The sequence below is a fragment of the Cryobacterium melibiosiphilum genome (assembly GCF_003602235.1).
Taxonomy (GTDB): Bacteria; Actinomycetota; Actinomycetes; order Actinomycetales; family Microbacteriaceae; genus Cryobacterium; species Cryobacterium melibiosiphilum.
This window is the reverse complement of sequence record NZ_QZVS01000074.1, coordinates 40,801-67,086: the sequence shown is the minus strand read 5'-3', so window position 1 is coordinate 67,086 and position 26,286 is coordinate 40,801. Positions and strand designations below refer to the sequence as shown.

At 68.2% G+C, this 26,286-nt stretch carries 24 protein-coding genes, 1 tRNA gene and 1 pseudogene; 14 read left to right on the top strand and 12 right to left on the bottom strand.

The window, feature by feature from the left end; genetic code table 11:
* Both D6T64_RS07320 and D6T64_RS07315 read left to right on the top strand, forming a co-directional pair.
* A pseudogene (locus D6T64_RS07320) lies at nucleotides 1–180 on the top strand (hypothetical protein); the annotation flags it as partial.
* Between the two features lie 66 nt (nucleotides 181–246).
* Nucleotides 247–322, top strand: a tRNA-Ala gene (locus tag D6T64_RS07315).
* A 112-nt stretch (nucleotides 323–434) separates the two neighbouring features.
* Here the strand turns inward: D6T64_RS07315 and D6T64_RS07310 are convergent.
* Nucleotides 435–737: a putative quinol monooxygenase gene (locus D6T64_RS07310; protein WP_119973695.1), complete on the bottom strand. Its 303-nt coding sequence runs from the start codon at nucleotides 735–737 to the stop codon at nucleotides 435–437.
* A gap of 192 nt (nucleotides 738–929) precedes the next feature.
* Between D6T64_RS07310 and adhP the strand changes: the two genes are divergently transcribed.
* Complete coding sequence (gene adhP / locus D6T64_RS07305) at nucleotides 930–1,940, top strand: alcohol dehydrogenase AdhP (RefSeq protein WP_119973710.1); 1,011 nt, start codon at nucleotides 930–932, stop codon at nucleotides 1,938–1,940.
* Nucleotides 1,941–2,050: 110 nt separating this feature from the next.
* Here adhP and D6T64_RS23425 read toward each other — a convergent pair whose 3' ends face one another.
* A complete protein-coding gene (locus D6T64_RS23425) occupies nucleotides 2,051–2,173 on the bottom strand; it encodes a hypothetical protein (RefSeq protein ID WP_255455420.1) in 123 nt (40 codons plus the stop codon).
* A 180-nt stretch (nucleotides 2,174–2,353) separates the two neighbouring features.
* On the opposite strand from D6T64_RS23425, the gene D6T64_RS07300 reads away from it, so the two are divergent.
* Nucleotides 2,354–2,599: a hypothetical protein gene (locus tag D6T64_RS07300; protein WP_147364501.1), complete on the top strand. Its 246-nt coding sequence runs from the start codon at nucleotides 2,354–2,356 to the stop codon at nucleotides 2,597–2,599.
* A gap of 53 nt (nucleotides 2,600–2,652) precedes the next feature.
* Here the strand turns inward: D6T64_RS07300 and D6T64_RS07295 are convergent, their stop codons facing one another.
* Genes D6T64_RS07295 through D6T64_RS07285 form a run of 3 tightly spaced genes read right to left on the bottom strand, consistent with a single transcriptional unit; the run spans nucleotide 2,653 to nucleotide 6,214 of the window.
* Nucleotides 2,653–4,011, bottom strand: a complete 1,359-nt coding sequence (locus D6T64_RS07295; protein WP_119973691.1) for a threonine/serine exporter family protein — start codon at nucleotides 4,009–4,011, stop codon at nucleotides 2,653–2,655.
* A 9-nt stretch (nucleotides 4,012–4,020) separates the two neighbouring features.
* Nucleotides 4,021–5,223, bottom strand: coding sequence for an acyl-CoA dehydrogenase family protein (locus tag D6T64_RS07290; protein ID WP_119973708.1), 1,203 nt, complete (start codon nucleotides 5,221–5,223; stop codon nucleotides 4,021–4,023).
* 58 nt (nucleotides 5,224–5,281) lie between these two features.
* Nucleotides 5,282–6,214 carry a DUF4349 domain-containing protein gene (locus tag D6T64_RS07285; RefSeq protein WP_158594840.1) on the bottom strand — a complete coding sequence of 311 codons (933 nt, stop codon included), beginning with the start codon at nucleotides 6,212–6,214 and terminating at the stop codon, nucleotides 5,282–5,284.
* Between the two features lie 199 nt (nucleotides 6,215–6,413).
* On the opposite strand from D6T64_RS07285, the gene D6T64_RS07280 reads away from it, so the two are divergent.
* The 3 genes from D6T64_RS07280 to D6T64_RS07270 all read left to right on the top strand — a co-directional run bounded on the left by D6T64_RS07280 (nucleotide 6,414) and on the right by D6T64_RS07270 (nucleotide 8,586).
* A complete protein-coding gene (locus D6T64_RS07280; protein ID WP_119973686.1) occupies nucleotides 6,414–6,635 on the top strand; it encodes a hypothetical protein in 222 nt (73 codons plus the stop codon).
* A gap of 22 nt (nucleotides 6,636–6,657) precedes the next feature.
* Nucleotides 6,658–7,503 carry an alpha/beta fold hydrolase gene (locus D6T64_RS07275; protein WP_119973683.1) on the top strand — a complete coding sequence of 282 codons (846 nt, stop codon included), beginning with the start codon at nucleotides 6,658–6,660 and terminating at the stop codon, nucleotides 7,501–7,503.
* Nucleotides 7,504–7,599: 96 nt separating this feature from the next.
* Nucleotides 7,600–8,586 carry an aldo/keto reductase gene (locus tag D6T64_RS07270; RefSeq protein ID WP_119973681.1) on the top strand — a complete coding sequence of 329 codons (987 nt, stop codon included), beginning with the start codon at nucleotides 7,600–7,602 and terminating at the stop codon, nucleotides 8,584–8,586.
* Between the two features lie 94 nt (nucleotides 8,587–8,680).
* Here D6T64_RS07270 and D6T64_RS07265 read toward each other — a convergent pair whose 3' ends face one another.
* The 3 genes from D6T64_RS07265 to D6T64_RS07255 all read right to left on the bottom strand — a co-directional run bounded on the left by D6T64_RS07265 (nucleotide 8,681) and on the right by D6T64_RS07255 (nucleotide 11,849).
* Nucleotides 8,681–9,505 (bottom strand): aldo/keto reductase, encoded by an 825-nt coding sequence (locus tag D6T64_RS07265; protein WP_119973679.1) that lies wholly within the window; start codon nucleotides 9,503–9,505, stop codon nucleotides 8,681–8,683.
* 99 nt (nucleotides 9,506–9,604) lie between these two features.
* On the bottom strand, nucleotides 9,605–10,516 hold the full coding sequence (locus tag D6T64_RS07260; protein WP_119973677.1) for a hypothetical protein: 912 nt from the start codon (nucleotides 10,514–10,516) through the stop codon (nucleotides 9,605–9,607).
* A 127-nt stretch (nucleotides 10,517–10,643) separates the two neighbouring features.
* Nucleotides 10,644–11,849 (bottom strand): MFS transporter, encoded by a 1,206-nt coding sequence (locus D6T64_RS07255; RefSeq protein ID WP_119973674.1) that lies wholly within the window; start codon nucleotides 11,847–11,849, stop codon nucleotides 10,644–10,646.
* Nucleotides 11,850–12,137: 288 nt separating this feature from the next.
* Here D6T64_RS07255 and D6T64_RS07250 point away from each other — a divergent pair, with 288 nt between their 5' ends.
* The 3 genes from D6T64_RS07250 (at nucleotide 12,138) to D6T64_RS07240 (ending at nucleotide 14,898) form a co-directional block, all read left to right on the top strand.
* Nucleotides 12,138–13,028 (top strand): ABC transporter substrate-binding protein, encoded by an 891-nt coding sequence (locus tag D6T64_RS07250; protein WP_119973672.1) that lies wholly within the window; start codon nucleotides 12,138–12,140, stop codon nucleotides 13,026–13,028.
* A gap of 2 nt (nucleotides 13,029–13,030) precedes the next feature.
* Nucleotides 13,031–14,083, top strand: coding sequence for an amino acid ABC transporter permease (locus D6T64_RS07245; protein ID WP_119973670.1), 1,053 nt, complete (start codon nucleotides 13,031–13,033; stop codon nucleotides 14,081–14,083).
* 62 nt (nucleotides 14,084–14,145) lie between these two features.
* Nucleotides 14,146–14,898, top strand: a complete 753-nt coding sequence (locus D6T64_RS07240) for an amino acid ABC transporter ATP-binding protein (protein ID WP_119973706.1) — start codon at nucleotides 14,146–14,148, stop codon at nucleotides 14,896–14,898.
* Nucleotides 14,899–14,984: 86 nt separating this feature from the next.
* On the opposite strand, the gene D6T64_RS07235 is transcribed toward D6T64_RS07240, so the two are convergent.
* Nucleotides 14,985–16,316, bottom strand: a complete 1,332-nt coding sequence (locus D6T64_RS07235; RefSeq protein ID WP_119973668.1) for a M20/M25/M40 family metallo-hydrolase — start codon at nucleotides 16,314–16,316, stop codon at nucleotides 14,985–14,987.
* Nucleotides 16,317–16,509: 193 nt separating this feature from the next.
* Here D6T64_RS07235 and D6T64_RS07230 point away from each other — a divergent pair, with 193 nt between their 5' ends.
* Entirely contained in the window at nucleotides 16,510–17,427 is a 918-nt protein-coding gene (locus tag D6T64_RS07230) for an ABC transporter substrate-binding protein (protein WP_119973666.1), read from the top strand.
* A 131-nt stretch (nucleotides 17,428–17,558) separates the two neighbouring features.
* Here the strand turns inward: D6T64_RS07230 and hrpA are convergent, their stop codons facing one another.
* Nucleotides 17,559–21,587 (bottom strand): ATP-dependent RNA helicase HrpA, encoded by a 4,029-nt coding sequence (gene hrpA, locus D6T64_RS23190; RefSeq protein ID WP_233550908.1) that lies wholly within the window; start codon nucleotides 21,585–21,587, stop codon nucleotides 17,559–17,561.
* 108 nt (nucleotides 21,588–21,695) lie between these two features.
* Between hrpA and D6T64_RS07215 the strand changes: the two genes are divergently transcribed.
* From D6T64_RS07215 to pnuC, 3 genes are all read left to right on the top strand, one after another.
* Entirely contained in the window at nucleotides 21,696–22,064 is a 369-nt protein-coding gene (locus tag D6T64_RS07215) for a DUF2249 domain-containing protein (RefSeq protein WP_119973664.1), read from the top strand.
* An 83-nt stretch (nucleotides 22,065–22,147) separates the two neighbouring features.
* Nucleotides 22,148–22,978, top strand: a complete 831-nt coding sequence (locus D6T64_RS07210; RefSeq protein ID WP_119973702.1) for an aldo/keto reductase — start codon at nucleotides 22,148–22,150, stop codon at nucleotides 22,976–22,978.
* 135 nt (nucleotides 22,979–23,113) lie between these two features.
* A complete protein-coding gene (pnuC, locus tag D6T64_RS07205) occupies nucleotides 23,114–23,773 on the top strand; it encodes a nicotinamide riboside transporter PnuC (RefSeq protein WP_119973661.1) in 660 nt (219 codons plus the stop codon).
* Nucleotides 23,774–23,858: 85 nt separating this feature from the next.
* On the opposite strand, the gene D6T64_RS07200 is transcribed toward pnuC, so the two are convergent.
* Together D6T64_RS07200 and D6T64_RS07195 are read right to left on the bottom strand one after the other, a co-directional pair.
* Nucleotides 23,859–24,968, bottom strand: a complete 1,110-nt coding sequence (locus D6T64_RS07200) for a hypothetical protein (protein WP_119973658.1) — start codon at nucleotides 24,966–24,968, stop codon at nucleotides 23,859–23,861.
* An 82-nt stretch (nucleotides 24,969–25,050) separates the two neighbouring features.
* Entirely contained in the window at nucleotides 25,051–26,238 is a 1,188-nt protein-coding gene (locus tag D6T64_RS07195; RefSeq protein ID WP_119973656.1) for a hypothetical protein, read from the bottom strand.
* Between the last annotated feature and the right edge of the window lie 48 nt (nucleotides 26,239–26,286).

The window sequence follows — 26,286 nt, the reverse complement described above, 5'->3', positions numbered from 1 at the left end:
GCCACGCGGGCGCCGGCTGCCCCGGTCACCCCGATCTCCCGCCCGCCCGCCCGCCCGGCGGCATCGGCGCCGGCCGCCGCGCCTGCCAGCCGGTTCGCATCGATGGGGATTGTCGGCGAGACGGAACCGGGCATGACCGACCTCGATGCTGTGTTGCGCCGGCGCCGCGCGGTGGGCTGACCGGCGCGTTCGCCCGGTCGGCGTCACGCGGGACACCGGGAACGTGATAATCTGCATAAGCAGTCGGGGGCTATGGCGCAGTTGGTAGCGCGTCTCGTTCGCAATGAGAAGGTCAGGAGTTCGAATCTCCTTAGCTCCACCACACTGTTCGTACTGATAGTGAATTTGCAGTGATCGTGAATCTGCACTGACACAGAAAAGCCCCGGCCTTGGCCGGGGCTTTTCTGTTGTGCCGAGTCGGTGGCTGCGTGCGCCTAGGAGGCCGGCACGTCCAAGGTCTCGTAGAAGTCGCGTTCCCGGTGCTCGAGCGCGGGCACGGCGGTGCGCAGGGCATGCTGCACGAAGTGATCGGAGCGTCCGTGCTCGGCGAATGCGGCGGCATCCGTGTACACCTCGAAGATGCGCACGACGCTCGGTTCTTCGGGATCGATGTACGGCTGATAGACGAGGTTGCCGGGCTCGGCCCGAGTGAGGGGCGCAAGCTGTCGAACGGCGTCGTGGACGAGGCCTTCGCTTCCGGCCTTGGCCGTCCAGACGGCGTGGCAAACAATTGACATAGCGGGCCTTTCTGCAAGCGTTGAAGCTTTCCTGATACCCGACCAGCCTAATCCTCCCGGCCGACCCGTTTGGGGGATGGTAATGGTGTACGGCGCCCGGCGCGCGGCGTAGGCTTTAATGCGGTCACGACGCCCGGCCCACGAGGCCGTGCGAACCACATTCTCAGAATGGACAAAAACAGTATGACAACCATGCAAGCAGCAGTTGTGCGCGAATTCGGCGCCGACCTTTCTCTTGAATCCGTCGCAATTCCCCAGCCCGGCCCCGGCCAGGCACTGGTCAAGCTCATCACGAGCGGTGTCTGCCACACCGACCTGCACGCCATCGAAGGCGACTGGCCGGTCAAGCCGACCCCGCCGTTCATTCCGGGCCACGAGGGCGTCGGCGACGTCGTCGCCATTGGCGAAGGCGTCACCGAGATCGCCGTCGGCGACCGCGTCGGCAACGCGTGGCTCTGGAGCGCCTGCGGCACCTGCCAGTACTGCCGCACCGGCTGGGAGACCCTCTGCGAGTCGCAGATCAACGGTGGCTACAGCGTTGACGGCTCCTTCGGCGAGTACATGATCGTCGACGCCAAGTTCGCCGTGGCCATCCCGGCCGACGCCGACCCGGTCGACATCGCGCCGATCCTGTGCGCCGGCGTCACGGTCTACAAGGGCCTCAAGATGACCGAGGCCATCGCCGGCCAGTGGGTTGTCATCAGCGGCATCGGCGGACTCGGCCACATCGCCGTGCAGTACGCCAAGGCCATGGGCTTCCGCGTCGTCGCGGTCGACGTCGCCGACGACAAGCTCGCCCTCGCCACCAAGCACGGCGCGGAGATCGTCATCAACGCGCTCAACGAGAACCCGGTCGAGTCCATCCAGCGCCAGACCGGCGGCGCCCACGGCGTGCTCGTCACCGCCGTGCACCCGGCCGCTTTCGGCCAGGCGATCGGAATGACCCGCCGCGGCGGCACCATCGTCTTCAACGGCCTTCCGGCCGGCGACTTTCCCGCGCCGATCTTCGACATCGTGCTCAAGGGCCTCACCATCCGCGGTTCGATCGTGGGCACCCGCCAGGACATGGAAGAGGCGTTGAGCTTCTACAACCGCGGCGAGATCCACCCGACGGTGTCCAGTCGTCGCCTCGACGAGGTCAACACCGTGCTCGACGAAATGCGCCACGGCAAGATCGACGGCCGCGTCGTCATCAAGTACTAGTTGGCACGGCTCGTCAGGCGCTGCTAGCACTTCGCAGCGCGCCACACGCGAAAACCCCCGTGTCGCCGCACGCAAGTGCGGTGACACGGGGGTTTTTCGTTGTGTGGGAGTTACGCCTTGCGTGCCTTGGAGGCCGTCTCTTCGGACTTGGCCTTCTTGTCGGCCCTTTTTTCCTTCAAGGACTTGTCCGCAACCTTCTTGGACGTCTCTTTTTTCGGTGACTTGCCAGCCATAATGTACTCCTTCGCGCCTGAGCCGGGTCGGCTTCGTGCTCTTGACCCTACGCGGAATTTAGCGCGCCGTCATCCGCCCGTCTACCTCGCGGGCGGCCCTGTGCACATCATCGGAGCCGTCGTATGCTGGCGCATGTGTCGCCCATCACCGGGATGGGGCTGAGCGAAAGGTCGGGAACGATGAATCATGGCGCTACCTATAAGGCAGTTCTCTTTGGTCCCAATCCGATCGCCGCGGGGGTGGAAGTCGAACTGGAATACGTGGACGGCAAGGTGCAGGAGGTCATCGTGCTCGAGTCGGTCGAAGACGGCGAGACCACGGTGCGCACCTACAAGCGGGGCCACCACACCGAGGAACCGTTCCCGTACCGTTTCGTGGATGAAGAGTCCGACTCGGAAACCGTGGGCGGCGAGGTGCAGAATTAGCCGGGCCGGGGCATCCGACGCCTGAACCGGAGGGCGCCGTCTGACGGGACGCCCTAGATACGGTCGATGCGTTTCGAGGTGCCGCGGCCCATGCGTACGGGCAGGGCCATCAGGGGTCCGACGAAGCGTCGCTGCAGACGCCGCGCCGGGCCCCAGATGTACTGCACGAGATACTGTGACAGCAACGCGCCAGCGGCGAGCGACATGGCTACAGCCGCCGCGGTCAGTATGCTGAGCACGCCGTCGATATTACCCTCCGACATTTGCAGCAGCCCGCGGAACAGGGTGAGGCCCGGAACGAGCGGCACCAAAGCCGTGACCATGATGACGAGTGGCGGGGTGCGCACGATGCGGGCCGCGACCGCCGCCGCGAGCCCGACACCCATCGCGCTCGACGCCGACGACCAGACCAGTCCGAAACCGGCGTTGGTGCCGGCCACATAGAGAAACTCGGCGAGGGCACCGAGCAGGCAGACCACCCAGAGCGCCCGCCACGGCACCTGCACGGCGAGCGCGAACCCGATCACGATGATGACGGATGCCGCCAGCAGGATCGGCAGTTCGGCGAGCGTCACGAAGGGGTTGGCGTCGATCTCGAGCTGCAGGCCGAAGCGGCTGAGCAGCAGGGCTGACCCCGAGACTCCGGTGACGAGGCCGCCGGTGATCAGCAGGGCCTCGACCATTCGGGCGGTGCCGGTGAGGTAGAACCCGGAGAGGGTGTCATGCACGGCGCCGAAGGTGGTCACCCCGGCGAGCAGCATGATGATCGTCGCGACGACGACGATCGAGGAATTCGCCGATGGGTCGACGACCTGCACGATCGCCGCGACGAGGGGGCCGATCGCCCCGCCGACGACGGTCTGGTAGAACAACGGAACCTGGCGGTGGTCGAGGGCTGAGGTGATCTGGTCGATCAGGTACGTCGCGGCGAAGGCGGCCAGGGCGACGACCGGTCCGCCGCCGATCAGGATCGCGGCGCCCGCACCGACCAGGCTCCAGCCGATGCGGCGCAGCCAGACCGGGATCTGCGGTTTCGAGCTGACGATCACGGCAAGGCGTTTGCGGGCCTCGACGACGTCCATCGGCTCTTCGATGAGGTCGGCGATGAGCTCACTGGTCGCGGTCAGTTTCGAGTAGTCGAGGGTGCGGTACTTCACGTTGCGGCTGCGCGAGATGGACTCGTGCGACACCGGGTCTTCGTGGGTCAGCTGGATGATCGTATGCGTGATGTTCGCGTCGGTGCCCTTGAGGCCGTACGCGCGCGTGATGGCCATCATCGCGGCGGTGGCGTCTTCGGCGCCGGCGCCGGCGGTGAAGATGACCTCGGCCAGGCGCATGGTCAGGTCCATCACCGCGCGGGTATACGCGGCGTAGTCGAGGGAGATTGCTTCGGTGCGGTAACCGTTACTCATGGTGCTGACTCATCGTTCGGTGTTGGGCGGGGTGGCGGGAACTGCAAGGGGCCCGAGCCAGGCCGTCGCGACGGTGGAGTGGGCGGAATCGGCGTCGGACGGGTGGAACAGGCCCGCGAGCACGTCGCGGTAAAGCCGGCCGATCTCGCTGCCGGCCGCGTAGGCCGACCCGCCGGTGACGCGCACGGCCTGGTCGACGACGGCCTTGGCCGTCTCGGTCGCTCGAAATTTCAGTCCCGAGAGCAGCGCATACCACTGTATGTCACGAAACGAATCCCGATCGACCTGCGCGTCGATGTCGCGGGCGAGGGCGTCGATCTGGGGGTACAGGCCGTCCATCGCGATCGCGGCGTCAGCGACGCGCCACCGCACGATCGGGTCCTGCGCGTGGCGTCGGCCGTCGTTCTTGCGCGAGGTGCGCCGGGTCGCGGAGTCGACGGCGAGCTCAACGGCGCGCTGCCCGATCCCGGCGTAGACCGACGCCAGCAGAATTTCGAAGTTGGCGAAGATCGCGAAGATCAGCGGGTCGTTGTTCGGGCCGACGGGCAGGCGCCGCACCACGCGGTCCTCGGGGGCGAGTGCGCCCTCCAGCACGGTGCTCTGGCTCTGGCTGGCACGCATGCCGAGGGTGTCCCAGTCGTCTTTCTGACGGATGCCCGGGGTCGCCCGGTCGAGGAATGCCCAGACCATGCGCGGATCGCCGGGCACCGAGTCGTCGCGGCCGAAGGTACCGAGTCGGGTCCAGGCCGGCGAGAGCGAGGTGAAAACCTTGGTGCCGGTGAATCGGAAGCCGCCGGCGGGGTCGGGGCGGGCATCCGTCACGGAATCAAAGAGCACGAGGTCGTTGCCGGGCTCGCTGACCCCGAACGCGAAAATCTCGCCCTGGCCGGCCTCGCGCAGCAGAAAGTCGAGCGAGTCGTCGCCGCGCTCGTGGAGGGCCTTGGCGACACCGGTCCAGACGAGGTGCATGTTGATGGCGAGGGCGGTCGCGGGGGCGTGGGCGGCGAGTCGGGTCTGCAGCCGGGTCGTCTGGGCCAGGCTGAGGCCGAGGCCGCCGAACTCGGTCGGCACGAGGGCACGCAGGTAGCCGCAGGCGGTGAGCTCGGCGAGGTCCTCGTGGAAGAAGGTGTTGCCATGGTCGTGGCCGGAGGCGCGGGAGCGGATGCGCTCGAGCAGTGCGGTGTCCAAGGGGCCTGCGATGTCGCGCGGCAGGGCTGTAGCCTCGGCGGCAGGCGGCGTGGGGAGCGAGGATTCGGTCACACCTCTAAGCCTAAGCAGCCTTGCGCTTTCTGATGGACAACCGCACGATGAGAACGACGATCCCGGCGAGCACCCCGATCGTGACGAGCCAGGGCAGGGCCACGCCGAGGCCCACGAGCAGGCCGCCGAGGGCCGCAACGAGAGAGTTCCAGCCGGTGACCAGCCCGGTGAAGAAGTTGTCCGGGCTGCTCGGGGCGACGGTGCCCTCGGAGTACAGCTCGAGGCTGAGGGTGCTGAAATCGATCTGGTCGGAGAGGCTGGTGCGCTGGGACTGCAGGCTTTCGAGTTCGGACTGCCGGGTCGACAGGGCGCTCTCGATGGCGATCAGGTCGGTGGTGCTCGCCGCCTCGGTCATCAGGGCGATCAGTCGGTCGGTAGAGGTCTGCAGCGACGTGATGCGGGCGTCGAGGTCCTGGCTCTGCTGGGTGACGTCGGCCGCGTTGAGCGAGACAAAGTTGACCGTGCCGAGCTCCTTGAGGTCGGTGACGGTGCGGTCGAGGGCATCCGCCGGAATGCGCAGCGTCAGCGAGGCGCTCGCCGGCTGGTTGTCGGTCGCCGGGGTCTCGTTGCGGCTGTCGATACGTCCGCCGGCCTGTTCGGTGAGGGTGACAGCGGCCTGGGCGGCGTCGATCGGGTCGGTGACGGTGATCGAGACGGATCCAGTGGTGATGACGGAGCGGTCGCTTGCCTGCACGTCGGAGGTGACGCCCTCGATGGCGTCGCTGCCGGCCGCGGCATCGGCGGCGCCCTGGTCGGGGCTGACCTGGCCGGATTCGCCCTGGCCGGAGCTGCCCTGGCCGGAGCTGCCCTGGAAGTCGGGGGAGACGAGGCCGGTCGTGCCGGAGCTGTCGCTGGAGGCGTTCGAGGTGCAGGCGGCCAACAGCACGGCGCTGAGCACGGCGGCGGTCGTGATGGCGAGCAGGCGAGCGGTGCGTCGTCGCACGGTTGATTTCTGGTTCATCATGATTCGCCCGCCCCTGATCTATTGCTCTTCTCACCCTAGGGTTCGGTCGCAGGGCGGGTCTGGAGGCTTTCTGGGAGTCGGATCACAATTGAGTCTCGTGTCAGACCCCCCACGTAGGGTCGTCATGTCAGTCCAGCTCAACGTTCAGATAACCCGCTTGTTGATCAAGGAGGAACCTATGGGAATCGCAGACGACGCCAAAGACGCGCTCGACGCCACCGGCAAGAAGATCGGTCGCGCCGTTGATGACGCCAAGGACCGCTTCGACGACAAGGTCGACGATCTGAAGGCCGACGCCAACGTCAAGAAAGCCGAGGCCGACGTGAAGCACGCCGAGGCCGAGCGCGACGCCACCCACACCAAGAATGACTTCAAGGAGAAGCTGCGCGACGACAGCTGAGTTGCACGACGATACTTGAGTCATGACGTGGTGGGCGGAGCAGACAGCACGACGGGGTCGGCTTCGCCCGCCGCTGTTGTATGTCGCGACGGACGTCGGCACCGGCCCCGTCGTGATCCTCGTGCACGGCATTGCCTCGTCATCGGTGACGTTTGACGAACTGGTGCCGTTGCTGAAGAAGAACCACCGGGTCATCGCCGTCGACATCCTCGGTTTCGGCGAATCGCCGGCCCCTGAGGGGTGTGAGTACCGACTCGAGGATCACGTCGAGGCCCTGGCCGCGACCATCCGTTCACTGCGACTGCGCGAGCCGTTCATCCTGGTCGGGCACTCGCTCGGCAGCCTGATCAGCACCCGCTACGCGGCGATCAACCACGATCGTGCCTTTCGGCCGTCGCCGGTGTCCCGGCTGGTGCTCGTGGGGCCGCCGGTCTACCTCGCTCCGAGTGAGATCGGCAACGTGCGGGTGCGCGCCCGGGTCACCGCCTACCTGCGGGCCTGCGATTTTCTGCGCTCCAACAAGGACTTCACCCTCGCGAACGCGGCGATCATGTCGCGGCTGCTGCCCAAGGGAATCTTCGAGATCACCGAGAAGACCTGGACACCCTTCATCAAGTCGATGGAGCACTGCATCGAGTCCCAGACCGTGGTGAGTGATATCGCCAGCCTCTCGGTGCCCGTTGACGTGATCTACGGTGCCCTCGACGCGTTCATCGCGGTCGGCAGCATGACCGTCATCGAGCGGATGCGCCACGTCACCATGCACCGCGTCGAGGCGAATGACCACATCATCCGCAAGCGGCTGGCCCGCGTGCTCGCCCGCGTCATCGACACGCCGACGCCGCGCCCCGCCGCCCCCACTCTCTGACTTTTTCCCTGTCGGGTGCTGATTGTTTCCCTGTCGGGTGGCTGGACAAGACGGATGGGTCGCACCCGTTCGGGGGCACCTGAATACACTGGACACATGCTTACACGCACTCTGGGACGCACCGGCCGCACCGTCTCCGTGATCGGCCTCGGCACCTGGCAACTCGGCGCCGACTGGGGTGAGGTCACCGAGAGGGATGCGACCGCGGTGCTGGCGGCATCCGTCGATGCCGGTGTCACCTTCTTCGACACCGCGGATGTGTACGGTGACGGTCGCAGTGAACAGATCATCGGCCGGTTCCTCGCCCACGATGCGCCCGGAGAGACGATCACCGTGGCGACGAAGATGGGCCGCCGGGTCGAACAGCTGCCGGAGAACTACGTGCTGGCGAACTTTCGAGACTGGACCGATCGTTCCCGCCGCAACCTCGCCACCGACAGCCTCGACCTGGTGCAGCTGCACTGCCCGCCGACCGTGGTGGTGCAGTCCGGCGAGGTCTTCGACGCCCTCGACACCCTCGTCGACGAGGGTGCCATCGCCAACTACGGGGTGAGCGTCGAGACCTGCGCGCAGGCCCTCGCAGCCATCGAGCGGCCGGGAGTGGCGACCGTGCAGATCATCCTGAACGCGTTCCGGCTGAAGCCGCTTGACGAGGTGCTGCCCGCGGCGCGCGCGGCCGGCGTCGGGATCATCGCCCGGGTGCCGCTTGCGAGTGGGCTGCTGACCGGAAAATACACCGCGGCGACCACCTTCGCGGCGAGCGATCACCGCAACTTCAATGTTGACGGCAGCCACTTCGACGTCGGCGAAACCTTCTCGGGCGTGAAGTTCGGTGTGGGCCTCGCGGCGGCGGAAGAGTTCGCCGCGCTCGTGCCGGCCGGGCTCACGTCGGCGCAGGCCGCGCTCGCCTGGGTCGCCCAGATCGACGGCGTCAGTGCGGTCATCCCCGGGGCGCGGTCGATCGCCCAGGCGCAGGGCAACGCGACCGCGGGGGTCGCCGAGCCGCTCGGCCGCGAGTTCAACGCGGGCGTGCAGGACATCTACGACCGCCTGCTGCGCGCCGACATCCACCCGCGCTGGTAGCCGCGCGAGCCCGGATCTCGCGAGTGAGCACTTTCTGCACTTCCCGCGTCCGGGAAGTGCAAAAAATGCTCACTCGCGGATGGGGGAGAGGGCGCTAGTCGAGGTCATCGGGGTCTTTACCGGTGCGCTCGCCGGAGTCGAGGGCCGCGATCGCCGCCAGGTCGTCGTCGTCGAGCGCGAAGTCGAAGACGTCGAGGTTGGCACCGATGCGCGCGGGCGTCACCGACTTCGGAATCACGATGTTGCCGAGCTGGACATGCCAGCGCAGCACGACCTGGGCGGCCGACTTGCCGTGCTTCGCGCCGATCGCGTCGAGCACGGGGTTGTCGATCGCGCGTCCGCGGGCCAGCGGCGACCAGCTTTCGGTACGGATGCCGTGGGCCGCGTTGTACGCGCGGGTCTCGGCCTGCGGCAACCACGGGTGCAGTTCGATCTGGTTGACCGCGGGCACGATGCTCGTCTCGGCGAGCAGCCGCTCCAGGTGGTGCGGATGAAAGTTGGAGACGCCGATCGAGCGGGCGCGGCCATCCGCTCTGAGGGCTTCGAGGGCACGGTAGGTGTCCACGTAACGGTCCTGCCGCGGCGCCGGCCAGTGGATGAGGTACAGGTCGACGTAGTCGAGGCCGAGCTTACCGAGGCTCTCATCGAAGGCCCGCAGGGTCTCGTCGTAGCCGTGCCGGTCGTTCCAGACCTTGGTGGTCACGAAGACGTCCTCCCGGGCGACACTCGAGCGGGCGATGCCCTGGCCGACCCCGCGCTCGTTGGCGTAGAGGGCGGCGGTGTCGACGTGGCGGTACCCGGCGTCCAACGCGACCTGCACGGTGTCGGCAGCGAGGGCGTCCGCGATCTTGTACACCCCGAGCCCGAGCTGGGGGATGGAGAGTCCGTCATTCAGGGGCAGGCGAGGCGAAAGTTCCATGTTCCCTATCTAACCCTCCTTCGTCGAACTGTGAGTTAAGCATGGCTATGAGGCCAAAACGGATGCTTAATTCACAGTTCGGCAAAGGAGGCGGCCGGATTACAGCCGGGCGCCCCGGGAATTGAGGGCCGCACGCACTCGCCGCACCAGCACCTGGGGCTCGAGAAGGTTGTCCTGGGTGACTCGGAGCACCCGCCAACCGGCGTCTTCGAGACTCTCGCGGCGGGTGATGTCGAGGCGAAACTGGCGCTGGCTGGTGCGGTGGCCGTCGCCCTCGTACTCGACACACACCCGAAACGCGGGCCAGGCGAGGTCGACGCGGCCGAGAAAGCGGCCGCGGGCATCCGCTACCTCGAAATTGACGATTGGTTCGGGCAGACCGGCGTCGACGAGAAGCAGGCGGGTCTCGGTTTCCTTAGGGGAGTCGACCCGAGCCCGGGCCAGCGCGGCGGCTTCGCGCAGACCGCGGCAGCCGCGCTGGCCGTGGATTCCGGCGGCCGTGAGGCGCAGGCGCTCGGGCGTGAACGACGGGGTACGCCCGGCGCACAGGAAATCGGCGACAATGACGAGGTCGACGCGGCGCAGCATCGAGCCGAGGTGAATCCAGGTCTGCAAGGGAGTGGTGACCGGCAGGTTGCGGCAGAATTCAATCGTGTCGATCGTCAGGGCATACTGGTGGCCGACAACGCCGCGAACCTGCGGCGGCCGGTCTCCGCTGGGCGAGCTGATGTGCAGCCGCCGGTCGGCCTGCCAGCGGAGCGGCAGCGGCATGCTGTGCAGGATCGCGGCGGTGACGTGGCTGAAGACCTGGGTGTTCGGCATGCGCGGATAATAGGCGCGGGCGAGGTCTTCGACGGATGCGGGTGGGTCGCCGGCAACGCGCACACCGCGGTAGGGGCGGGCCAGGTCGGAACCGGCGAGGCGTCCGCGGCGCACCCCGAGTTCGCGGGCATGTTTCACCCCGAATGGTTCGTCGCCGAGCCCGGGCGGAAGGTCGCGATGGGGGGACATGACGCGACCTTGCCGCAGACGCCCGCCGGGGCGCGGCCCCCATAAGGCCGGTGCCTTCGCCGAACTGTGAGTTAGGCATCGGTTTCCGGCCTAAACGGATGCTTAACTCACAGTTCGGCGTGTCGGTCTAGGAGACGACGCCGATCGGCTCCGTATCGGGGATCGGGCTCACGTCGCGGCCGCGCAGGTCGGGCGCGTGCCGGCGGGCGAGCGCGGCGATGATGCAGCCGAGCGCGGCGAACCCGGCGGCGACGAAGATCGCCGAGACCGGCCCGGAGTGGTCGATCGAGAAGCCGGCGACGGCGGAACCCATCGCCGCGCCCATCAGCTGGCCGGTGCCGACCCAGCCGTAGGCCTCGGCGGTGTCGGAGAATTTCACGCTCGCCGAGACGATGCCGAACAAGACGGCGAAGGCCGGTGCGATGCCGATGCCGGCGAGCAACAGGGCGAACGCGAGCCACCAGAAGGTGAGCCAGAACGTCGCGAGCACGAGGCCGACGGCGACGATGAGCATGCGGGCGGCGAGCGCCCAGGGACCGATCGGGGCGTGGCCGAGGGCGAGGCCGCCGATCAGGGAGCCGATCGCGAAGATGCCGAGCACCCAGCCGGAGTCGGCGCTGCCGTGCCCGAAGACGGCGACGACGCCGGCCTCGACGGCGGCGCAGGCGGCGACGAGCATGAAGCCGACGACGGTGGACAGCAGCACGGCGGGTTTCTTCAGCACGACGCCGAGCTTGCGGCGGCTGCGGGGGATGCGCACCCGGCCGACCTCGGGTAACAGCAGGAACCAGACGCTGCCGCCGATCAGGAACGCGGCGGCGAGCAGGATGCCGGCGACCGTGCTGACCTGGATGGCCACGAACGTCGCGATGACCGGGCCGAGCACCCAGATGATCTCCTGCGCCGAGGCGTCGAGGGCGAACAGTGGCGACAGCTGGCGGGAGTTGACGACCTTGGGGTAGATCGTGCGCACGGCCGGCTGGATCGGCGGCATCGACAGCCCGGCGAGGAACCCGACGAGCATCAGGCCGAGAACCGACATCGGCACGACGGCCATCACGATGATCGAGGTGGCGCAGACGATCATGGTCACGAGGATCACCGGGCGCATGCCGAGGCGGCCCATCAGCCGGCTGGTGAGGGGACCGGCGATGGCCTGGCCGATGCTCATCGCGGCGAGCACGAGACCCGCAGCGCCGTAGGAGTCGAAGAGACGCTCGATGTGGATCAGGAACGCGAGCGAGAGCATGCCGAACGGGAACCGCGCGGTCAGCTGGGCCGCGATGAGTCGCGCAACGCCCGGGGTCTTCAACAGGGCCGCGTAGCTACTCACAAGCGCTAAGTCTAAGTGCGTGCCGCGGGCATACGCCGGTGACAGCGCCCGAAACGGGTGAGCGCTACGGTAACGGTCGTCGCGGTCACTTGTTTCGGACGCCCTCGTCCGAAAATCGTCGATTGAGGCAGCACAATCTGGCGTGGGAGCGCTGCCTCGCCGTGAAGCCTCCCCGCGCACGGCGACAGGTGTAATAAGATCGCACCTTGCGGCGTTCCCCGCGGATGCTCGCACCCGGCTTTCCCACAGCACCACCCCAGACACCGTTCCCACGAAGAAGGTCTAGCTATGCGCGCTCGTTTCGTACTCCCGGCGCTCGGCGCGGTGGCAGCCCTGCTGCTCACCGGCTGTGTCGACAATTCCACGCCTGCCCCCGAGACCAACGGAGCCGCAACCAGCGTGACCGCGGATGACGCCGCCGTCGCCCTGCTGCCGGCCGACGTCGCCGCATCCGGTGAGCTGTCGATCGGCACCGACGCGGCGTACCCGCCGAACGAGTACAAGGACTCCGCCGGAGCGCCGATCGGCTGGGGCATCGACCTCGCCACCGCGATCGCCGGCAAGCTCGGCCTTGACCCCGATTTCCAGATCTCCAAGTTCGACAACATCATTCCGAGCATCGTCGGCGAGAAGATCAACATCGGCGAGTCCTCCTTCACCGTCAACCCGGCGCGCATGGAGCAGGTCGACTTCGTGAACTACTACGAGGCCGGCATCCAGTGGGCATCCGCAACCGGAACGGATGTCGACCCCGACAACGCGTGCGGCCTGCGGGTCGCCGTGCAGGCGACCACCGTGCAGGACACCGACGAGATTCCCGCCAAGAGCGACGCCTGCGTCGCGGCCGGCCTCGAGCCGATCGAGAAGCTGCAATTCGACACCCAGGACCTCGCGACCAACGCCGTCGTGCTCGGCCAGGCCGACGCCCTCAGCGCCGACTCGCCCGTCACCCTCTACGCCATCAGCCAGAACGACGGTGAGCTTCAGGCCGCGGGCGACACCTTCGACGTGACGCCGTACGGCATCGCCGTCGCCAAGGGAAATGGCATGGCCGAGGCCATCCAGGCGGCCCTGCAATCCCTGGTCGATGACGGCACCTACGAAGAAATCCTCGACGAGTGGGGTGTCGCCGACGGCGGCATCTCCACCATCACGATCAACGAACTGGCGGCCGGCTAAGAATGAGCTCGACGAAACCGAATCGACCGGCCGCGCCCCCCGCGCTGCCCGAACCGGCACGCGCGGCCGCGATCAAGGCGATTCGGCTTCGTCACCCCGGGCGCATCGCGTTCGCCACGATTCTCGTGCTGTTCTTCGTGGTGTTCATCCTCGATGCCGCCGCTCGGCCCGCGTTCGACTGGCCCTCCGTGGGCCAGTACGTCTTCGACCAGCGCATCTCGATGGCCGCGTTCGTCACCCTGCAGCTCACGGTCTACTCGATGGTCATCGCAATCGTGCTCGGCGTGATCCTCGCCGTGATGCGGCTCTCACCGAACCCGGTCGTGAAGAGCCTCGCCTGGTTCTACCTCTGGGTGTTCCGCGGCACCCCGGTGTACGTGCAGCTCGTGTTCTGGGGCCTGATCTCGATCATCTACCAGAACATCAGCATCGGCATTCCGTTCACCGAACCGTGGCTCGTCTTCGAAACGGATGCCGTGCTCAGCACCTTCGCGCTCGCCGTCATCGGCCTCGCCCTCAACGAGGCCGCCTACATGGCCGAAATCGTGCGCGCCGGGCTGTTGTCGGTCGACACGGGCCAGGAGGAAGCCGCGACCGCGCTCGGCATGAGCTGGTCGCAGACCATGCGCCGCATCATCATTCCGCAGTCGATGCGCGTCGTGATCCCGCCGACCGGCAACGAGGTCATCTCGATGCTGAAGACCACGTCGCTCGTGACCGCGGTGCCGTTCAGCTTCGACCTCTACACGCGTTCCCGCGATATCTCCGCGGAGACCTTCAACGTCATTCCGATGCTGATCGTCGCGTCGATCTGGTACCTGTTCTTCACCTCGATCCTCATGGTCGGCCAGTACTTCCTCGAGAAGCGGTTCGCCCGCGGAGTCGGTGACCGCCGCCCCGACCGCAAGGCCGACGGCCTCACCGGCGCGGCAACGGGAGCGGTGACCGGCCTGATCCCGACGATCGGCGGCGGCCAGGCGACCGTCGTGCGGCCCCCGGCTCCGCCGGCGTCGCCGGATGATGCCACTCGACCCACCGACGGAGGCGTGCGATGACCGACGCGACGAACCAGACCGGCCGTGGCGGAGCATCCGTCGCCGGCGCCAACGCCGTGCCGATGGTGCTCGCCGAGATGGTCTCGAAGAGCTTCGGGTCGAACGAGGTGCTCAAGAGCATCAGCCTCGAGGTCAAGCGGGGCGAGGTCATGTGCCTGGTCGGGCCGAGCGGTTCGGGCAAGTCGACCTTTTTGCGCTGCATCAACCACCTCGAGGTCGTGTCTGCCGGGCGACTGAGCGTCGACGGTGACCTCGTGGGTTACCGCGAAGCCAACGGCAAGCTCTACGAGCTCGCGCCGCGGGAGGCCGCGAGGCAGCGCCGGGACATCGGCATGGTGTTCCAGCGTTTCAACCTGTTTCCGCACATGACAGCCCTGGGCAACATCATGGAAGCCCCGCAGCGCGTCAAGGGGCTGCCGAAGGCCCAGGTCGAGAAGACCGCGCGCGAGTTGCTCGCCCGGGTGGGGCTCGCCGACCGGGCCGACTATTATCCCGCCCATCTGTCGGGCGGGCAGCAGCAGCGCGTCGCGATCGCGCGCGCTCTCGCGATGGAGCCCAAGCTGATGCTCTTCGACGAGCCGACCAGCGCCCTCGACCCCGAGCTGGTCGGTGAGGTACTCGACGTCATGCAGGGCCTCGCCGCCTCGGGGATGACCATGATCGTGGTGACCCACGAGATGGGCTTCGCCCGCGAGGTCGCCGACTCGCTCGTCTTCATGGACGCCGGCGTCGTCGTCGAGTCCGGCCACCCCGACGAGGTGCTCAGCAACCCGCAGCACGCCCGCACCCAGGCCTTCCTCTCCAAGGTGCTCTAAAGCTCCCCAGACGTCGTGAGTAAGCAGTTTTTGCACTTCCCGGGCGCGGGAAGTGCAGAAACTGCTCACTCGCGGTGCGGCGGGGGCTAATAGCTGGTGAGGAGGTCGGCGAGCACCCGCCGGCCGAAGGTGAGTGCCTCGAGCGGCACGCGCTCGTCGACACCGTGGAACATGGCGGGAAAGTCGAAGTCGGCCGGCAGCCGCAGCGGCGCGAACCCGTAGCCGGTGATGCCGAGGGCGGCGAGGGCCGAATTGTCCGTGCCACCCGAAAACATGTACGGCAGCACCGGCACCCCCGGGTCCGCTCGCCCGAGGGCGCCGATCGCGGCCTCGACAAAGGGCCCGCGAAACGCGGTCTCGAGGCCCAGGTCGCGGTGCCGGGTCGTGATGACGATGTCGGGTCCGACGAGTGCGGCCATGTCCTCGAGAACGCGGTCTTCGTCCCCGGGCAGGCAGCGGATGTCGACGAGCGCCTCGGCCGTGTCGGGAATCACGTTGTGCTTGTACCCGGCCGACAGGCCCGTCGGGTTCGTCGTCGTGCGCAGGCTCGCCTGGATGAACCCGGACGCGGTGCCGGTAGCGAGGGCGAGTTCGTCCGGGCCGATCCGGGCCGGGTCGACGTCGAGCAGGCGTGCCAGCTCCGCCAGCAGCTCGGTCGCGGTGTCGGTGAGACGGATCGGCCACTCGTGCCGTCCGACAGCGACAACGGCCTCCGCCAACCGGGTGACGGCATTGGACGGGTGCAGCCGGGAGCCGTGCCCGGCATCGCCGCGGGCGGTCAGCGTGACCCAGAGCAGGGACTTCTCCCCGGTCTGCAGCAGGTAGGCCCGCTGGCCGCCGACGGTGATGGAATAGCCGCCGACCTCGCTCAGGGCCTCGGTGGCTCCGGCGAAGAGGCCGGGGCGGTTCTCCACGAGGTAGCGCGAGCCGAACACTCCGCCGGCCTCCTCATCGGCGAAGAACGCGAGCACGAGGTCACGTTCGGGGGCATCACCGGCACGGATGATGTCGCCGACGGAGGCGAGGATCATCGCGTCCATGTTCTTCATGTCGACGGCGCCTCGGCCCCACAGCATGCCGTCCTGCACGACGCCGGCGAAGGGGTCGACGGTCCAGTTCGACGGGTCGGCCGGCACCACGTCGAGGTGACCGTGCACGACGAGAGCACCCGAGGGGCCGTGGGCGTGCCGACCGGCCACCCGCGCGACGACACTCGTGCGGCCCGGGGCAGCATCGACGAGTTCGGGCGTCAGACCGAGGTCGCGCAGCCGGGCAGCCACGTACTCCGCGGCATCCGTCTCACCGTTCGAGCGCCCCTCGCCGTAGTTCGAGGTGTCGAAACGAATCAGGTCTCGGGCGATCTGTGCGGTCAGCTCGAGATCGACGGGAACGGCGGTGTCGTGCGGGAGAGGGACCATAACCTCACGCTACCGTGCAGCGTGCATGGGCAAGTTTATTGTGAACGTAATCCACCCGCCCAAAATCCGTGACGGCCGTGCAATAGGCTCACTCCCGGGGGCCACCCGCATCTGTCGGGTCGCGGGCACAAGCGTGCCCGAGGCTCCCCGACGTCGTCGGTGACCGGCCGGCGAACCAGAACCGAAGGAAACCATGCGCGCTCGCCTGCTCATTCCCGCCCTCGCCGGCACCCTCGCCCTGCTGCTCACCGGCTGCGTGGATAACTCCGCGCCGGCGGCGACCGGGGACACCGATGCTGCGAGCGGATCCTCGATCGCCGCCGAGGCGAGCACGGACGCCACCGCGATCGCACTGCTCCCGGCGGCCACGACCGAGGCCGGCACGCTCACGGTGGGAACCGATGCGAGCTACGCGCCGAACGAGTTCAAGGACGAGGCCGGCAATCCGATCGGCTGGGGCATCGACCTCGCCACGGCAATCGCGGCGCGGCTGGACCTCACCCCGGAATTCCAGGTCGCCAAGTTCGACAACATCATCCCGAGTGTCAAGGGCGGCAAAATGGACATCGGCATGTCCTCGTTCCTCGACACCGTGGAGCGAGAGCAACAGGTCGACTTCGTGAACTACTACATCGCCGGCACCCAGTGGGCGGCCCCGGCCGGCACGAGCGTGGACCCCGACAACGCCTGTGGCCTCACCGTCGCCGTGCAGCAGACCACCTACCAGGACACGGTCGAGATGCCCGCCAAGAGCGATGCCTGCGTGGCGGCCGGTGCGGAGCCGATCACCCTGCTGCGTTTCGACACCCAGGATTCCGCGACAAACGCGGTCGCCATCGGCCAGGCGGATGCCGTCACGGCGGCTTCTCCGGTCATCCTCTATGGAATCGGGCAGCTCGACGGGGCACTGATCACGGCGGGCGAGACGTTCAGCGTGGCACCGTACGGCATCGCCGTCGGCAAGGAATCCGGCCTGCGCGAGGCCGTGCAGACCGCCGTGCAGTCCCTCGTAGACGACGGCACCTACGCGGCCATCCTCGACGAGTGGAACGTGGCCGGCGGCCAGGTGACCACGGCCACGATCAACGCGGGCGCCACGGCCGCCGAGTAGCCGAGGCCCCTCACCCGCGCATGAGCGTCGCGGCACTCGTTCGGCTGGCCGGCACTCGTTCGATCGAGTGCCGCGAACCCCAACGAGTGCCGCGAGCTCCGATGGGTGACCGAACGAGTGCCGGGACGAGGTTAGACGGCGAGCACCTTCTGGATGCGCTGCAGCGACACGCTCTCGGCGGCCTTGAGCTCCTGAGCGAACAGGCTGATGCGCAGCTCCTCGATCATCCAGCGGGCGCGCACGAGGTGCGCCGCGGCATCCGTCTGCAGGGGGATCGTGCCGCCGGCGGTCTCGAAACGGGCCGTCGCGGCCTGGGCCTCGTTCATCCAGACCCGGTCGCGGCCGGGATTGTCGACGAGCTTCGGGATGCGTGCGCTGATTCCGCCGAGATAGCGCGGCAGATGCCGCAGCTGGGCGAGGCCGGTCGAAGAGACGAAACCGGGGTAGATCAGCCCGGCGAGCTGGCCGCGGGCGTCGCTGATCGCCGGCAGCAGGGCCATGCTCGTGGCGGCCTTGAGCTCCTTGTCGGCGATGCGCGCCGCGGCGAGAATTCGGGCGACGAGGCCGACGGTCTCGAACATCGAGTCCATCACGACGCCCGAGACGCGGTCGCGGATGGTGTCGAACTCGGCCTTCATGAAGATCTGGCCGTCGGGGCGCACCCGGTAGAGCACGTCGTCGACGGCTGCCGCGAGGCAGTCCTCGAACAGGGCCGCGGTGTTCTTGTACGGGCTCGTGGCGAGGCTGAGCTTCTCGGTGCCGGTGAGGTGCTGCTGCACATACGCGGCCGGGCTCGGCGTGGCGAGCAGCAGCAGTCGCCGCACCCCGCGGGGCAGAGCCCTGGCCTGCTCGGCCTCGGTGCTCATCATACGAATCGCGACCGAGGTGCCCTCATCGACGAGGGTCGGGTAGCCGCGAATGGTGTTCTCGCCCTGGCTGCCGCGAATCTTGGTGTCGAGAAAACGCGGCAGCTCTCCGAAGTCCCAGGTGGTGAGGCCGCCGCGCTCGATCGCGTTGGTCGGAATCTGAGCGGATGCCTTCGCCACGCTCTCGCGCGCCCGCGGCGCCAGTCGGCGCTGCAGCTCGGTGAGTTCTTTGCCGGCGGCGACCGTGCGGCCGCGCTCGTCGGACACCACGAAGGTGGGCCGCAGGTGCGCGGGCACCCGGTCGAGTTCGAAGTCGACTGCGGTCACCGGAACGTAGGTGAGCTTCTGGATGAGGCCGGCCAGGGTCGCGGCGAACGACTGGTCGGGAACGTCGGATGGCTCCGTCTGAACAATGCCGGGTTGGGGCGGCAATTCGGCCAGCAGCCTGGCCGCCCAGTCGCCGGCCGGGACCACGTTGCGGCGGATGTTCTTCGGCAGCGACTTGATCAGCGCGGTGACGAGTTCGGCGCGGAGGCCCGGCACCTGCCAGTCGAAACCGTGCGGAGACAGCCGGGCAAGCAGGGCGAGCGGGACCTGCACGGTCACGCCGTCGTCTTCGGCACCGGGCTCGAACTTGTAGCCGAGCGACAGGCGCTGGTCGCCCTGCTGCCAGCTCGGCGGAAAGACGCCCTCGTCGATCTCGGGGGTGTCTTCGTCGACGAGCGCGTCGGCGGTCATCGTGAGCAGATCGGGAGTCTCGAGCCGGGCCTTGCGCCACCAGCCCTCGAAGCTCTTGGTGGAGCACACCTCCGGCGGAATGCGCCGCTGGTAGAACTCGAACACGGCCTCGTCGTCGACGAGGATGTCGCGGCGCCGGGTGCGTTCTTCGAGCTGGGCGAGTTCCTCGCGCAGCTGGGCGTTGGCGCGTTCGAAGGCCCACATGCCCGGATCCCCGATCTGGCCCGGCCGGCCGCCCCGGGCAGCCGCACCAGCGTCTGCGCCGCCCCGGCCGCGACCGCGGGTTGACCCGCCGCCGTCGGCGCTGATCGCGACGCGCTCGTTGCGGGACGGCCCGTTGCCGCCCCGGTCGGGTGCAGCATCCGGGATGCCGGAACGTCCACCGATGACGGACGCGCGGTCCCATTCGCCCTCGACGAGGGCGTGACGTATGAAGAGTTCGCGGGCGTAGGCGGGGTCGATGCGGGAGAACTGCACCCGGCGGCGGGCGACGATCGGCACCCCGTACAGGGTGACCCGTTCGTAGACGACGGCGGCGCCCTGCTTCATCTCCCAGTGCGGTTCGGAGTAGCTGCGTTTGCAGAGGTCGCCGGCGAGCGGTTCGGCCCAGGCCGGATCGACGACCGCGTTCATGCGGGCGAACAGGCGGCTGGTCTCCACGAGTTCGGCGCTCATCACCGCCGAGGGCTGTTTCTTGGCCAGGGCCGAGCCGGGGAACAACACGAAGCGCTGCTGGCGGGCGCCGACGTAGTCCTTCTTGGCCATGTCCTTCAGGCCGATGTGTGACAGCAGCCCGGCCAACAGGGAGCGGTGCACGCCGTCGGGGTTGACGCTCGGGTCGCCCAGGTGCAAGCCGAGCGGCTTGGCCATCTGGCGCAGCTGGCGCAACACGTCCTGCCACTCGCGCACCCGCAGGTAGTTGAGGAACTCGTTCTTGCACAGCCGCCGGAAGGCGCTCGAGCCGAGTTCGGCCTGCTGCTTCTCGAGGTAGTTCCAGAGATTGAGCAGGCTGAGAAAGTCGCTCGTCGGGTCGACGAACCGGGCGTGCAGCTGGTCGGCCTGGGCGCGGCGTTCGAGCGGGCGTTCGCGCGGGTCCTGGATGGTCAGGCCGGCCACGATCGCCATCACCTCACGGCTCGTGCCCTGGGTCTTGGATTCGATCACCATGCGACCGAAGCGTGGGTCGATCGGCAGCTGAGCGAGCTGCTGGCCGATGCGGGTCAGGCGCGAGCCGGTGCCGAGGGCTCCCGGGTGCACCGCGCCGAGCTCGGAGAGCAGGTCGAGGCCGTCCTTGATGTTTCGGCTGTCCGGCGGGGTGAGGAACGGGAAGGAGGCGATATCACCGAGGCCGAGGGAGATCATCTGCAAAATCACGGCCGCGAGGTTGGTGCGGAGGATCTCCGGCTCGGTATATTCCGGCCGGCGCGAGAAATCCTCTTCGGAGTACAAGCGAATCGCAATACCGTCGCTGGTGCGCCCGCTTCGGCCGCTGCGCTGGTTGGCGGAGGCCTGCGAGATGGCCTCGATCGGCAGACGCTGCACCTTGGAGCGCACGCTGTAACGGCTGATACGGGCGGTTCCGGCATCGATGACATAGCGGATGCCGGGCACGGTCAGGCTGGTCTCGGCCACGTTGGTGGCGAGCACGATGCGGCGGCGCACGCCCGGAATCGTCGAGGTCTGGAACACTTTGTGCTGGTCGGCTGCGGACAGCCGGCCGTAGAGCGGCAGGATTTCGGTCGGGTTGCGGCTCTGCGAGGAGGCGTACTTGCCCTGCAGTGCGTCGGCGGCGTCGCGGATCTCGGTCTCCCCACTCAGGAACACGAGCACGTCACCGTTGGATTCCCGTTCGAGTTCGTCGAGGGCCGTGGTGATGCCCTCGATGTAGTCGCGGTCGACGGAGGGGGCGGCATCCGTCGTGTCATCGTCATCGTCGATGCCGGGCTCCGCGACGAGCGGCCGGTAGCGCACCTCGACCGGGTAGGTGCGACCGGAGACCTCGATCACCGGGGCTGGCACACCGTCGGCGTCGGCGAAGTGCGCGGCGAAGCTCGCCGGGTCGATCGTCGCGGAGGTGATGATGAGCTTGAGGTCGGGGCGCCGGGGGAGGAGCTGTCGCAGGTAACCGAGCAGAAAGTCGATATTGAGGCTGCGCTCGTGGGCCTCGTCGATGATGATGGTGTCGTACTTGCGCAGCAAGCGGTCGCGGTGCATCTCGTTGAGCAGAATTCCGTCGGTCATGAGCTTGATGCGGGTGTTGGCGCCGACCTTGTCGGTGAAGCGCACCTGATAACCGACGGTCTCGCCGACCTCTTCGCCGAGTTCCTCGGCGATGCGCTCGGCGATGGTGCGCGCGGCGAGGCGGCGCGGCTGGGTGTGACCGATGTTCTCGCGGCCGAGTTCGAGGCAGATCTTGGGCAGCTGGGTGGTCTTGCCCGAGCCGGTCGCGCCCGCCACGATCACGACCTGATGGTCGCGGATGGCCTTAGCGATCTCGTGCCGGTTCTGGCTGATCGGCAGTTCGGCCGGGAAAGTGATCTGGGGTGCGGTAGTCATGACTGTTCCATCGTACTTTCCGCGCTCTATGCCGACCTTCCGGATTAAAAAGGATAAAACCGGTGTTAACGCGTGCGTGGCCGCCCGGACGCGAATAGCGTGGGCGGCATGGACACCAACACTGCCGCCACAGACGCGGCCATCATCGCTGACCGCCCCCACTTCGACCTCACGGACGCAGCCCCGGCGGCAGCCGCCCAGACCGGATGCGGCTCGACCGAGCATAAATGCAGCTGCGGCGCCGAGGACAGCATCGACTACCCCGAGTTCGACGTGCGCACCGTGCCCCACGCCATCCGTCACGCCACCGTGTTCGGCGCGGCCGACGCGATCGCCGCGGGCAGCGGGCTCGTGATCGTGGCGCCGCACGACCCGCTGCCGCTGCTGGGGCAGCTCGAGGCGCGGCACCCCGGCCGCTTCACGATCACCTACCTGGACCGCACCCCCGAGGCTGTACGCGTGCAGCTGACGCGCTGATCGGTGCCGCCGGCCCGTACCGCTGACCTGTTCAGGCAAGAGTCAGGAAGGGTGCAGGGATCGCTAATAGGGTTATATGCATGATGAATTCCGTACCCACCCTCACCCAGAATGACGGCCACACCATCCCGCAGCTCGGCTTCGGCGTATTCAAGGTCGATCCGGACGAGACGACGCGCATCGTCTCCGATGCGCTCGAGGTGGGGTACCGCCACATCGACACGGCGGCCATCTACGGCAATGAAGCCGGCGTCGGCACGGCGCTCGCCGAGTCGACGATCGCCCGCGAGGACCTCTTCATCACCACCAAGCTGTGGAATGACCGGCAGGGCACCCAGTCGGCCTTCGACGCGTTCGACGAGAGCCTCGAAAAGCTCGGCCTCGACTACGTCGACCTGTACCTGATCCACTGGCCGGCACCGGCCAACGGCCGCTACGTCGAGAGCTGGAAGGCCCTCGAGAAAATCCGCGAGTCCGGACGCGCTCGCTCCATCGGCGTTTCCAACTTTCTCGTGCCGCACCTCGAAGCCTTGATCACGGACACCGAGATCGTGCCCGCCGTCAACCAGATCGAGCTGCACCCGGCCCACCAGCAGCTCGAGGTGACCCGCTTCGCCCGCGAGCGCGGCATCAACATCGAGGCCTGGGGACCGCTCGGCCAGGGCAAGTACCCCCTCTTCGACGAGCAGGTCGTGGCGGATGCCGCGGAAGCCCACGGCAAGTCCCCGGCCCAGGTCGTCATTCGCTGGCACCTGCAGACCGGCAACATCCTCTTCCCCAAGTCGAACCGTCGCGAGCGCATGGCCGAGAACTTCGACGTCTTCGACTTCGAACTCACCCACACCCAGGTCGCCATGATCAGCGCCCTCGAGCGCGCCGGCCGCGTCTCCGCGCACCCGAACGACGTCAACTAGCGCGCCGCTGCGCGGGAACTGTGCGCCACCCGCGTAGCGGCGCAGTTCCCGCGCTCGGACGAAGTGGCGCCTGCCAGACGTGGGTGACGGGACCGGTCTGGTAGATTTCGGTTCGCACCGAAGGAAACGAGCACCGTGAACCCGATTGAATGGCTTTTTGACGCCCAGCTGCAGATCGGTAGCCAGACGATCCTCTGGCGCGAGGTCGTCGGCAACGTCTTCGGCATCGCCAGCGCCGTCGGCGGGATGCGCCGCAAAGTCTGGGCCTGGCCGGTCGGCATCGTCGGCAACCTGCTGCTGTTCACCGTGTTCCTCGGCGCGGTGTTCGGCACCCCGAACCCGGTCAACCTGCTCGGCCAGGCTGGCCGGCAGATCATGTTCATCGTCGTCTCGATCTTCGGCTGGGTCGCTTGGCAACGCAGCCGCAACTCCACGGTGCACGTCGCCGTCGTGCCGCACTGGGCGAGCAACCGCACCCGCATCCTGCTGGGCGTCGGCCTGGTCGCCGGCACCCTCGTGCTCACCCCGATCTTTCGCGCGCTCGGCTCCTTCGAGCCGGTCTGGGCGGATGCCTGGATCTTCACCGGTTCCCTGCTCGCGACCTACGGCATGGCCCGCGGCTGGACCGAATTCTGGCTGATCTGGGTTGCCGTCGACATCGTCGGCGTGCCGCTGCTGATCAGCGCCGGGTATTACGCATCCGCGGTGCTCTACCTGTTCTACGGTGCATTCACCCTGATCGGATTCATCGTCTGGGTGCGTGTGCAACGCCGCCGACAGGCTCTGCTCGCCTGAATCGCCGCGGCTGGCTGCTTACCCGCGTTCGTTCGACCCTGTCTACCGGCCTGCCGGCGTTGTCGTCTCGTGCCCCGCACGGCGTTCAGCTTCGAAATTCTCCGAGCGGTGCCGGTGCCGCGGGCAGGTCGTACGGCGTGACCGCTGGCGTCTCGGTGGCGGAGGTCTGGGCCACGATCGATCCGTCCGGACGCCAGTCGACCGTCACGAGAACAGCGTCGGCGGTTGCATCGGTAGCCGTCCCGTCCTCGGCGTTCGTCGCGGCGTTCGTCGCGACGCTCGCCTGCACGGTGAGCCCGCGATCGGCGAGCGTTGCCGGGCTCGTGCAGGCCGTTTGGACGCTGCGATGGTTCTGCTGCACGATGATGCAGACGTCGCCGCCCACCCGGTGGGCAACGTAGACGCCGTACCCCGGACTCCAGGGAGCCGCACCGAGCACGCTGCGAATGCTGGCCGGATCGTATTCGGCACCGAGCGGCGGCGGCGCATCATCGGGCCAGTTGGTCGCCGCGGTGAAGATCCTCAGCGCCGCCGCCGTCGTCGCATCGACGGCGGTATCGGCCGGGGCCGACGCAGCATCGGCGGCGGCCTGCGGTTCGGCACCCCACGGCGCCACGGTCGCCGCCAGCGCGGCACAGACCGACCCGACGACCGCGCCGAGCGCGAAGACCGAGAGGCCGCGCCGCCACCGTCGGCCCGAAGTACCCCGGCTGCACGCAGTGAGGGGCGGACCGCGCCGGGCGGCTGCTCCGACTCCCGCTCCGTCGCGCGCCGCGGCTTGCGCGTCGGTCGCCGCAGCACCCCCGCCCGTGCCCACGGTGGCGACTGCGAGCATCCGCTCAACAACGGAATCGAGCGCGGCGGCGTCGAGAGCCAGGCGCTGCTCGAGTGCCCGGAGTTCCTGCTCTGCGGCGGCGAGCGTGCTGACGGGCCCGGCCGCGCCGGTGGGCGCCACGCCGCCGGTGGCCGTGCACGGACGGGCGTACACCCGGGCTTGCCGGGCCGGCAGGGCTGCGCCCGGATCCGGCGTGCCGGCAGGTGTGGGGGTGAACGGATGCAGCCGCCACCAGAGGGCATCGAGCACGTCCCCGCTGCCGCGGTAGGCCTCACGCGCATCGGCGAGCTTCACGGCATCCGTCAGCACCGAATCCCGGAGCTCCTGCACCTGTTCCGTCGTCACCCCGCCGAACTTCATCGTGCCCCCGCTCTGCGCTCACCCTATCGGGTGGCCGTTCGCCCAGGTCGGCCAGACACCAAGGGTCAGCCGAAACCGAGGGTCAGCACAGAGCGATGCGTACGACCGGGCCGCACCGTACGGCCGGCCGGTTCACCGCCGGTGCGGGCGTATCGACCGAGCGCGTGGAGGCCGCGGGCTCCCGTGCCGGTGAGGAGCCGGTGTAGGGGGCCGCACCGCCGACCGCGCGCGGTGAGGTGCCGGCCACGATCGCCCCGGTGCGGTTCCATGTCACGTAGACCTGCAGCAGCACGGCGTTCTCGGCGGGTTGGGGCGGCGACCAGACCAGCGCACGCATGTGCAGACCCGATGCTGCGATGGTGCGTCGGGTGGAGCATGCCGTGCTGCCGCTCTTGTCGGCGTCCTGCACGATGATGCAGTACTCGGCCGAACCGCGCTGGGCGACGTAGACGCCGAAGCCGGTGTCTGCCGGGCCCAGCACGCTGCGGATGGAGTCCGGACGGTATTCCGGGCCGAGCTTCGGTGGGGCGCCGTCAGGCCAGTCGGGAACCTCATCGAAGATTTGCAGCACGTCACCGGGGCTGGCGCCCGCGCGGGAATCGGTGGTGTCGGCGGTGTTCTCCTCGGCACTCGCGGCGTCGCCGCGCCCGGGCGACTCGGCCCGGGCGAGGGAGCCGAGGGTGCCGACCGCTCCGAGCACCACACCGATGACCAGACCGAGCCCGAAAAAAACCGGCCGCCCCCGGAGCGCGACGTGCGGGGCCGCGAGTGCGACGGCCGGGGACGCCGTGGGCGCCGCCACGGGTTCCGTCGTCCGGGTCTCCGGCGAGTCCGGCGTGTCCCGGGCTTCCGGCGTATCCCAGGCATCGACCGGCGGATGGCCCGGGTCGGCCGGGGCGACGGCCTTCCAGTCCCGCATCCGCTCGAGCAGAGCGTCGAGCGCGACGGCATCCTGCTGGAGCTGCGCCGTGAGAGCCCGCATACGGTGCTCGTGGGGAGTCGCGGTGACCGTTGCGCCGGTCAGCGCGTCGTAGGCGTCGATGACAGGTTCGTCGAGACACTCGCGGGAGTACACGTGTGCCTGCACCTCGGCGAGCTCGACGGCCGGATCTGCATGCCCGGACTCGGTCGGCGTGAGCGGCCGAAACCGCCACCAGAGAGCGTCCAGCACGTCGAAGCGACCGCGATAGGCCACTCGCAGTGTGGTGAGAAGTCCGGCATCTGTGTGCGCAGCCAGCCACAGCCGCTGCGCCAGGGGATCCTGAGTCATTCGCAGCTTCTTTTCCTCGACGCCGGGCAGCCTACGCCCAACGAAGCC

What these genes read in the sequence shown, in the direction of transcription:
- D6T64_RS07310 (WP_119973695.1), bottom strand. Translation starts at nt 737, where the DNA reads ATGTCAATTGTTTGCCACGCCGTCTGGACGGCCAAGGCCGGAAGCGAA.
- adhP (WP_119973710.1), top strand. Translation starts at nt 930, where the DNA reads ATGCAAGCAGCAGTTGTGCGCGAATTCGGCGCCGACCTTTCTCTTGAA.
- D6T64_RS23425 (WP_255455420.1), bottom strand. Translation starts at nt 2,173, where the DNA reads ATGGCTGGCAAGTCACCGAAAAAAGAGACGTCCAAGAAGGTTGCGGAC.
- D6T64_RS07300 (WP_147364501.1), top strand. Translation starts at nt 2,354, where the DNA reads ATGAATCATGGCGCTACCTATAAGGCAGTTCTCTTTGGTCCCAATCCG.
- D6T64_RS07295 (WP_119973691.1), bottom strand. Translation starts at nt 4,011, where the DNA reads ATGAGTAACGGTTACCGCACCGAAGCAATCTCCCTCGACTACGCCGCG.
- D6T64_RS07280 (WP_119973686.1), top strand. Translation starts at nt 6,414, where the DNA reads ATGGGAATCGCAGACGACGCCAAAGACGCGCTCGACGCCACCGGCAAG.
- D6T64_RS07275 (WP_119973683.1), top strand. Translation starts at nt 6,658, where the DNA reads ATGACGTGGTGGGCGGAGCAGACAGCACGACGGGGTCGGCTTCGCCCG.
- D6T64_RS07270 (WP_119973681.1), top strand. Translation starts at nt 7,600, where the DNA reads ATGCTTACACGCACTCTGGGACGCACCGGCCGCACCGTCTCCGTGATC.
- D6T64_RS07265 (WP_119973679.1), bottom strand. Translation starts at nt 9,505, where the DNA reads ATGGAACTTTCGCCTCGCCTGCCCCTGAATGACGGACTCTCCATCCCC.
- D6T64_RS07260 (WP_119973677.1), bottom strand. Translation starts at nt 10,516, where the DNA reads ATGTCCCCCCATCGCGACCTTCCGCCCGGGCTCGGCGACGAACCATTC.
- D6T64_RS07250 (WP_119973672.1), top strand. Translation starts at nt 12,138, where the DNA reads ATGCGCGCTCGTTTCGTACTCCCGGCGCTCGGCGCGGTGGCAGCCCTG.
- D6T64_RS07245 (WP_119973670.1), top strand. Translation starts at nt 13,031, where the DNA reads ATGAGCTCGACGAAACCGAATCGACCGGCCGCGCCCCCCGCGCTGCCC.
- D6T64_RS07240 (WP_119973706.1), top strand. Translation starts at nt 14,146, where the DNA reads ATGGTGCTCGCCGAGATGGTCTCGAAGAGCTTCGGGTCGAACGAGGTG.
- D6T64_RS07235 (WP_119973668.1), bottom strand. Translation starts at nt 16,316, where the DNA reads ATGGTCCCTCTCCCGCACGACACCGCCGTTCCCGTCGATCTCGAGCTG.
- D6T64_RS07230 (WP_119973666.1), top strand. Translation starts at nt 16,510, where the DNA reads ATGCGCGCTCGCCTGCTCATTCCCGCCCTCGCCGGCACCCTCGCCCTG.
- hrpA (WP_233550908.1), bottom strand. Translation starts at nt 21,587, where the DNA reads ATGACTACCGCACCCCAGATCACTTTCCCGGCCGAACTGCCGATCAGC.
- D6T64_RS07215 (WP_119973664.1), top strand. Translation starts at nt 21,696, where the DNA reads ATGGACACCAACACTGCCGCCACAGACGCGGCCATCATCGCTGACCGC.
- D6T64_RS07210 (WP_119973702.1), top strand. Translation starts at nt 22,148, where the DNA reads ATGAATTCCGTACCCACCCTCACCCAGAATGACGGCCACACCATCCCG.
- D6T64_RS07200 (WP_119973658.1), bottom strand. Translation starts at nt 24,968, where the DNA reads ATGAAGTTCGGCGGGGTGACGACGGAACAGGTGCAGGAGCTCCGGGAT.
- D6T64_RS07195 (WP_119973656.1), bottom strand. Translation starts at nt 26,238, where the DNA reads ATGACTCAGGATCCCCTGGCGCAGCGGCTGTGGCTGGCTGCGCACACA.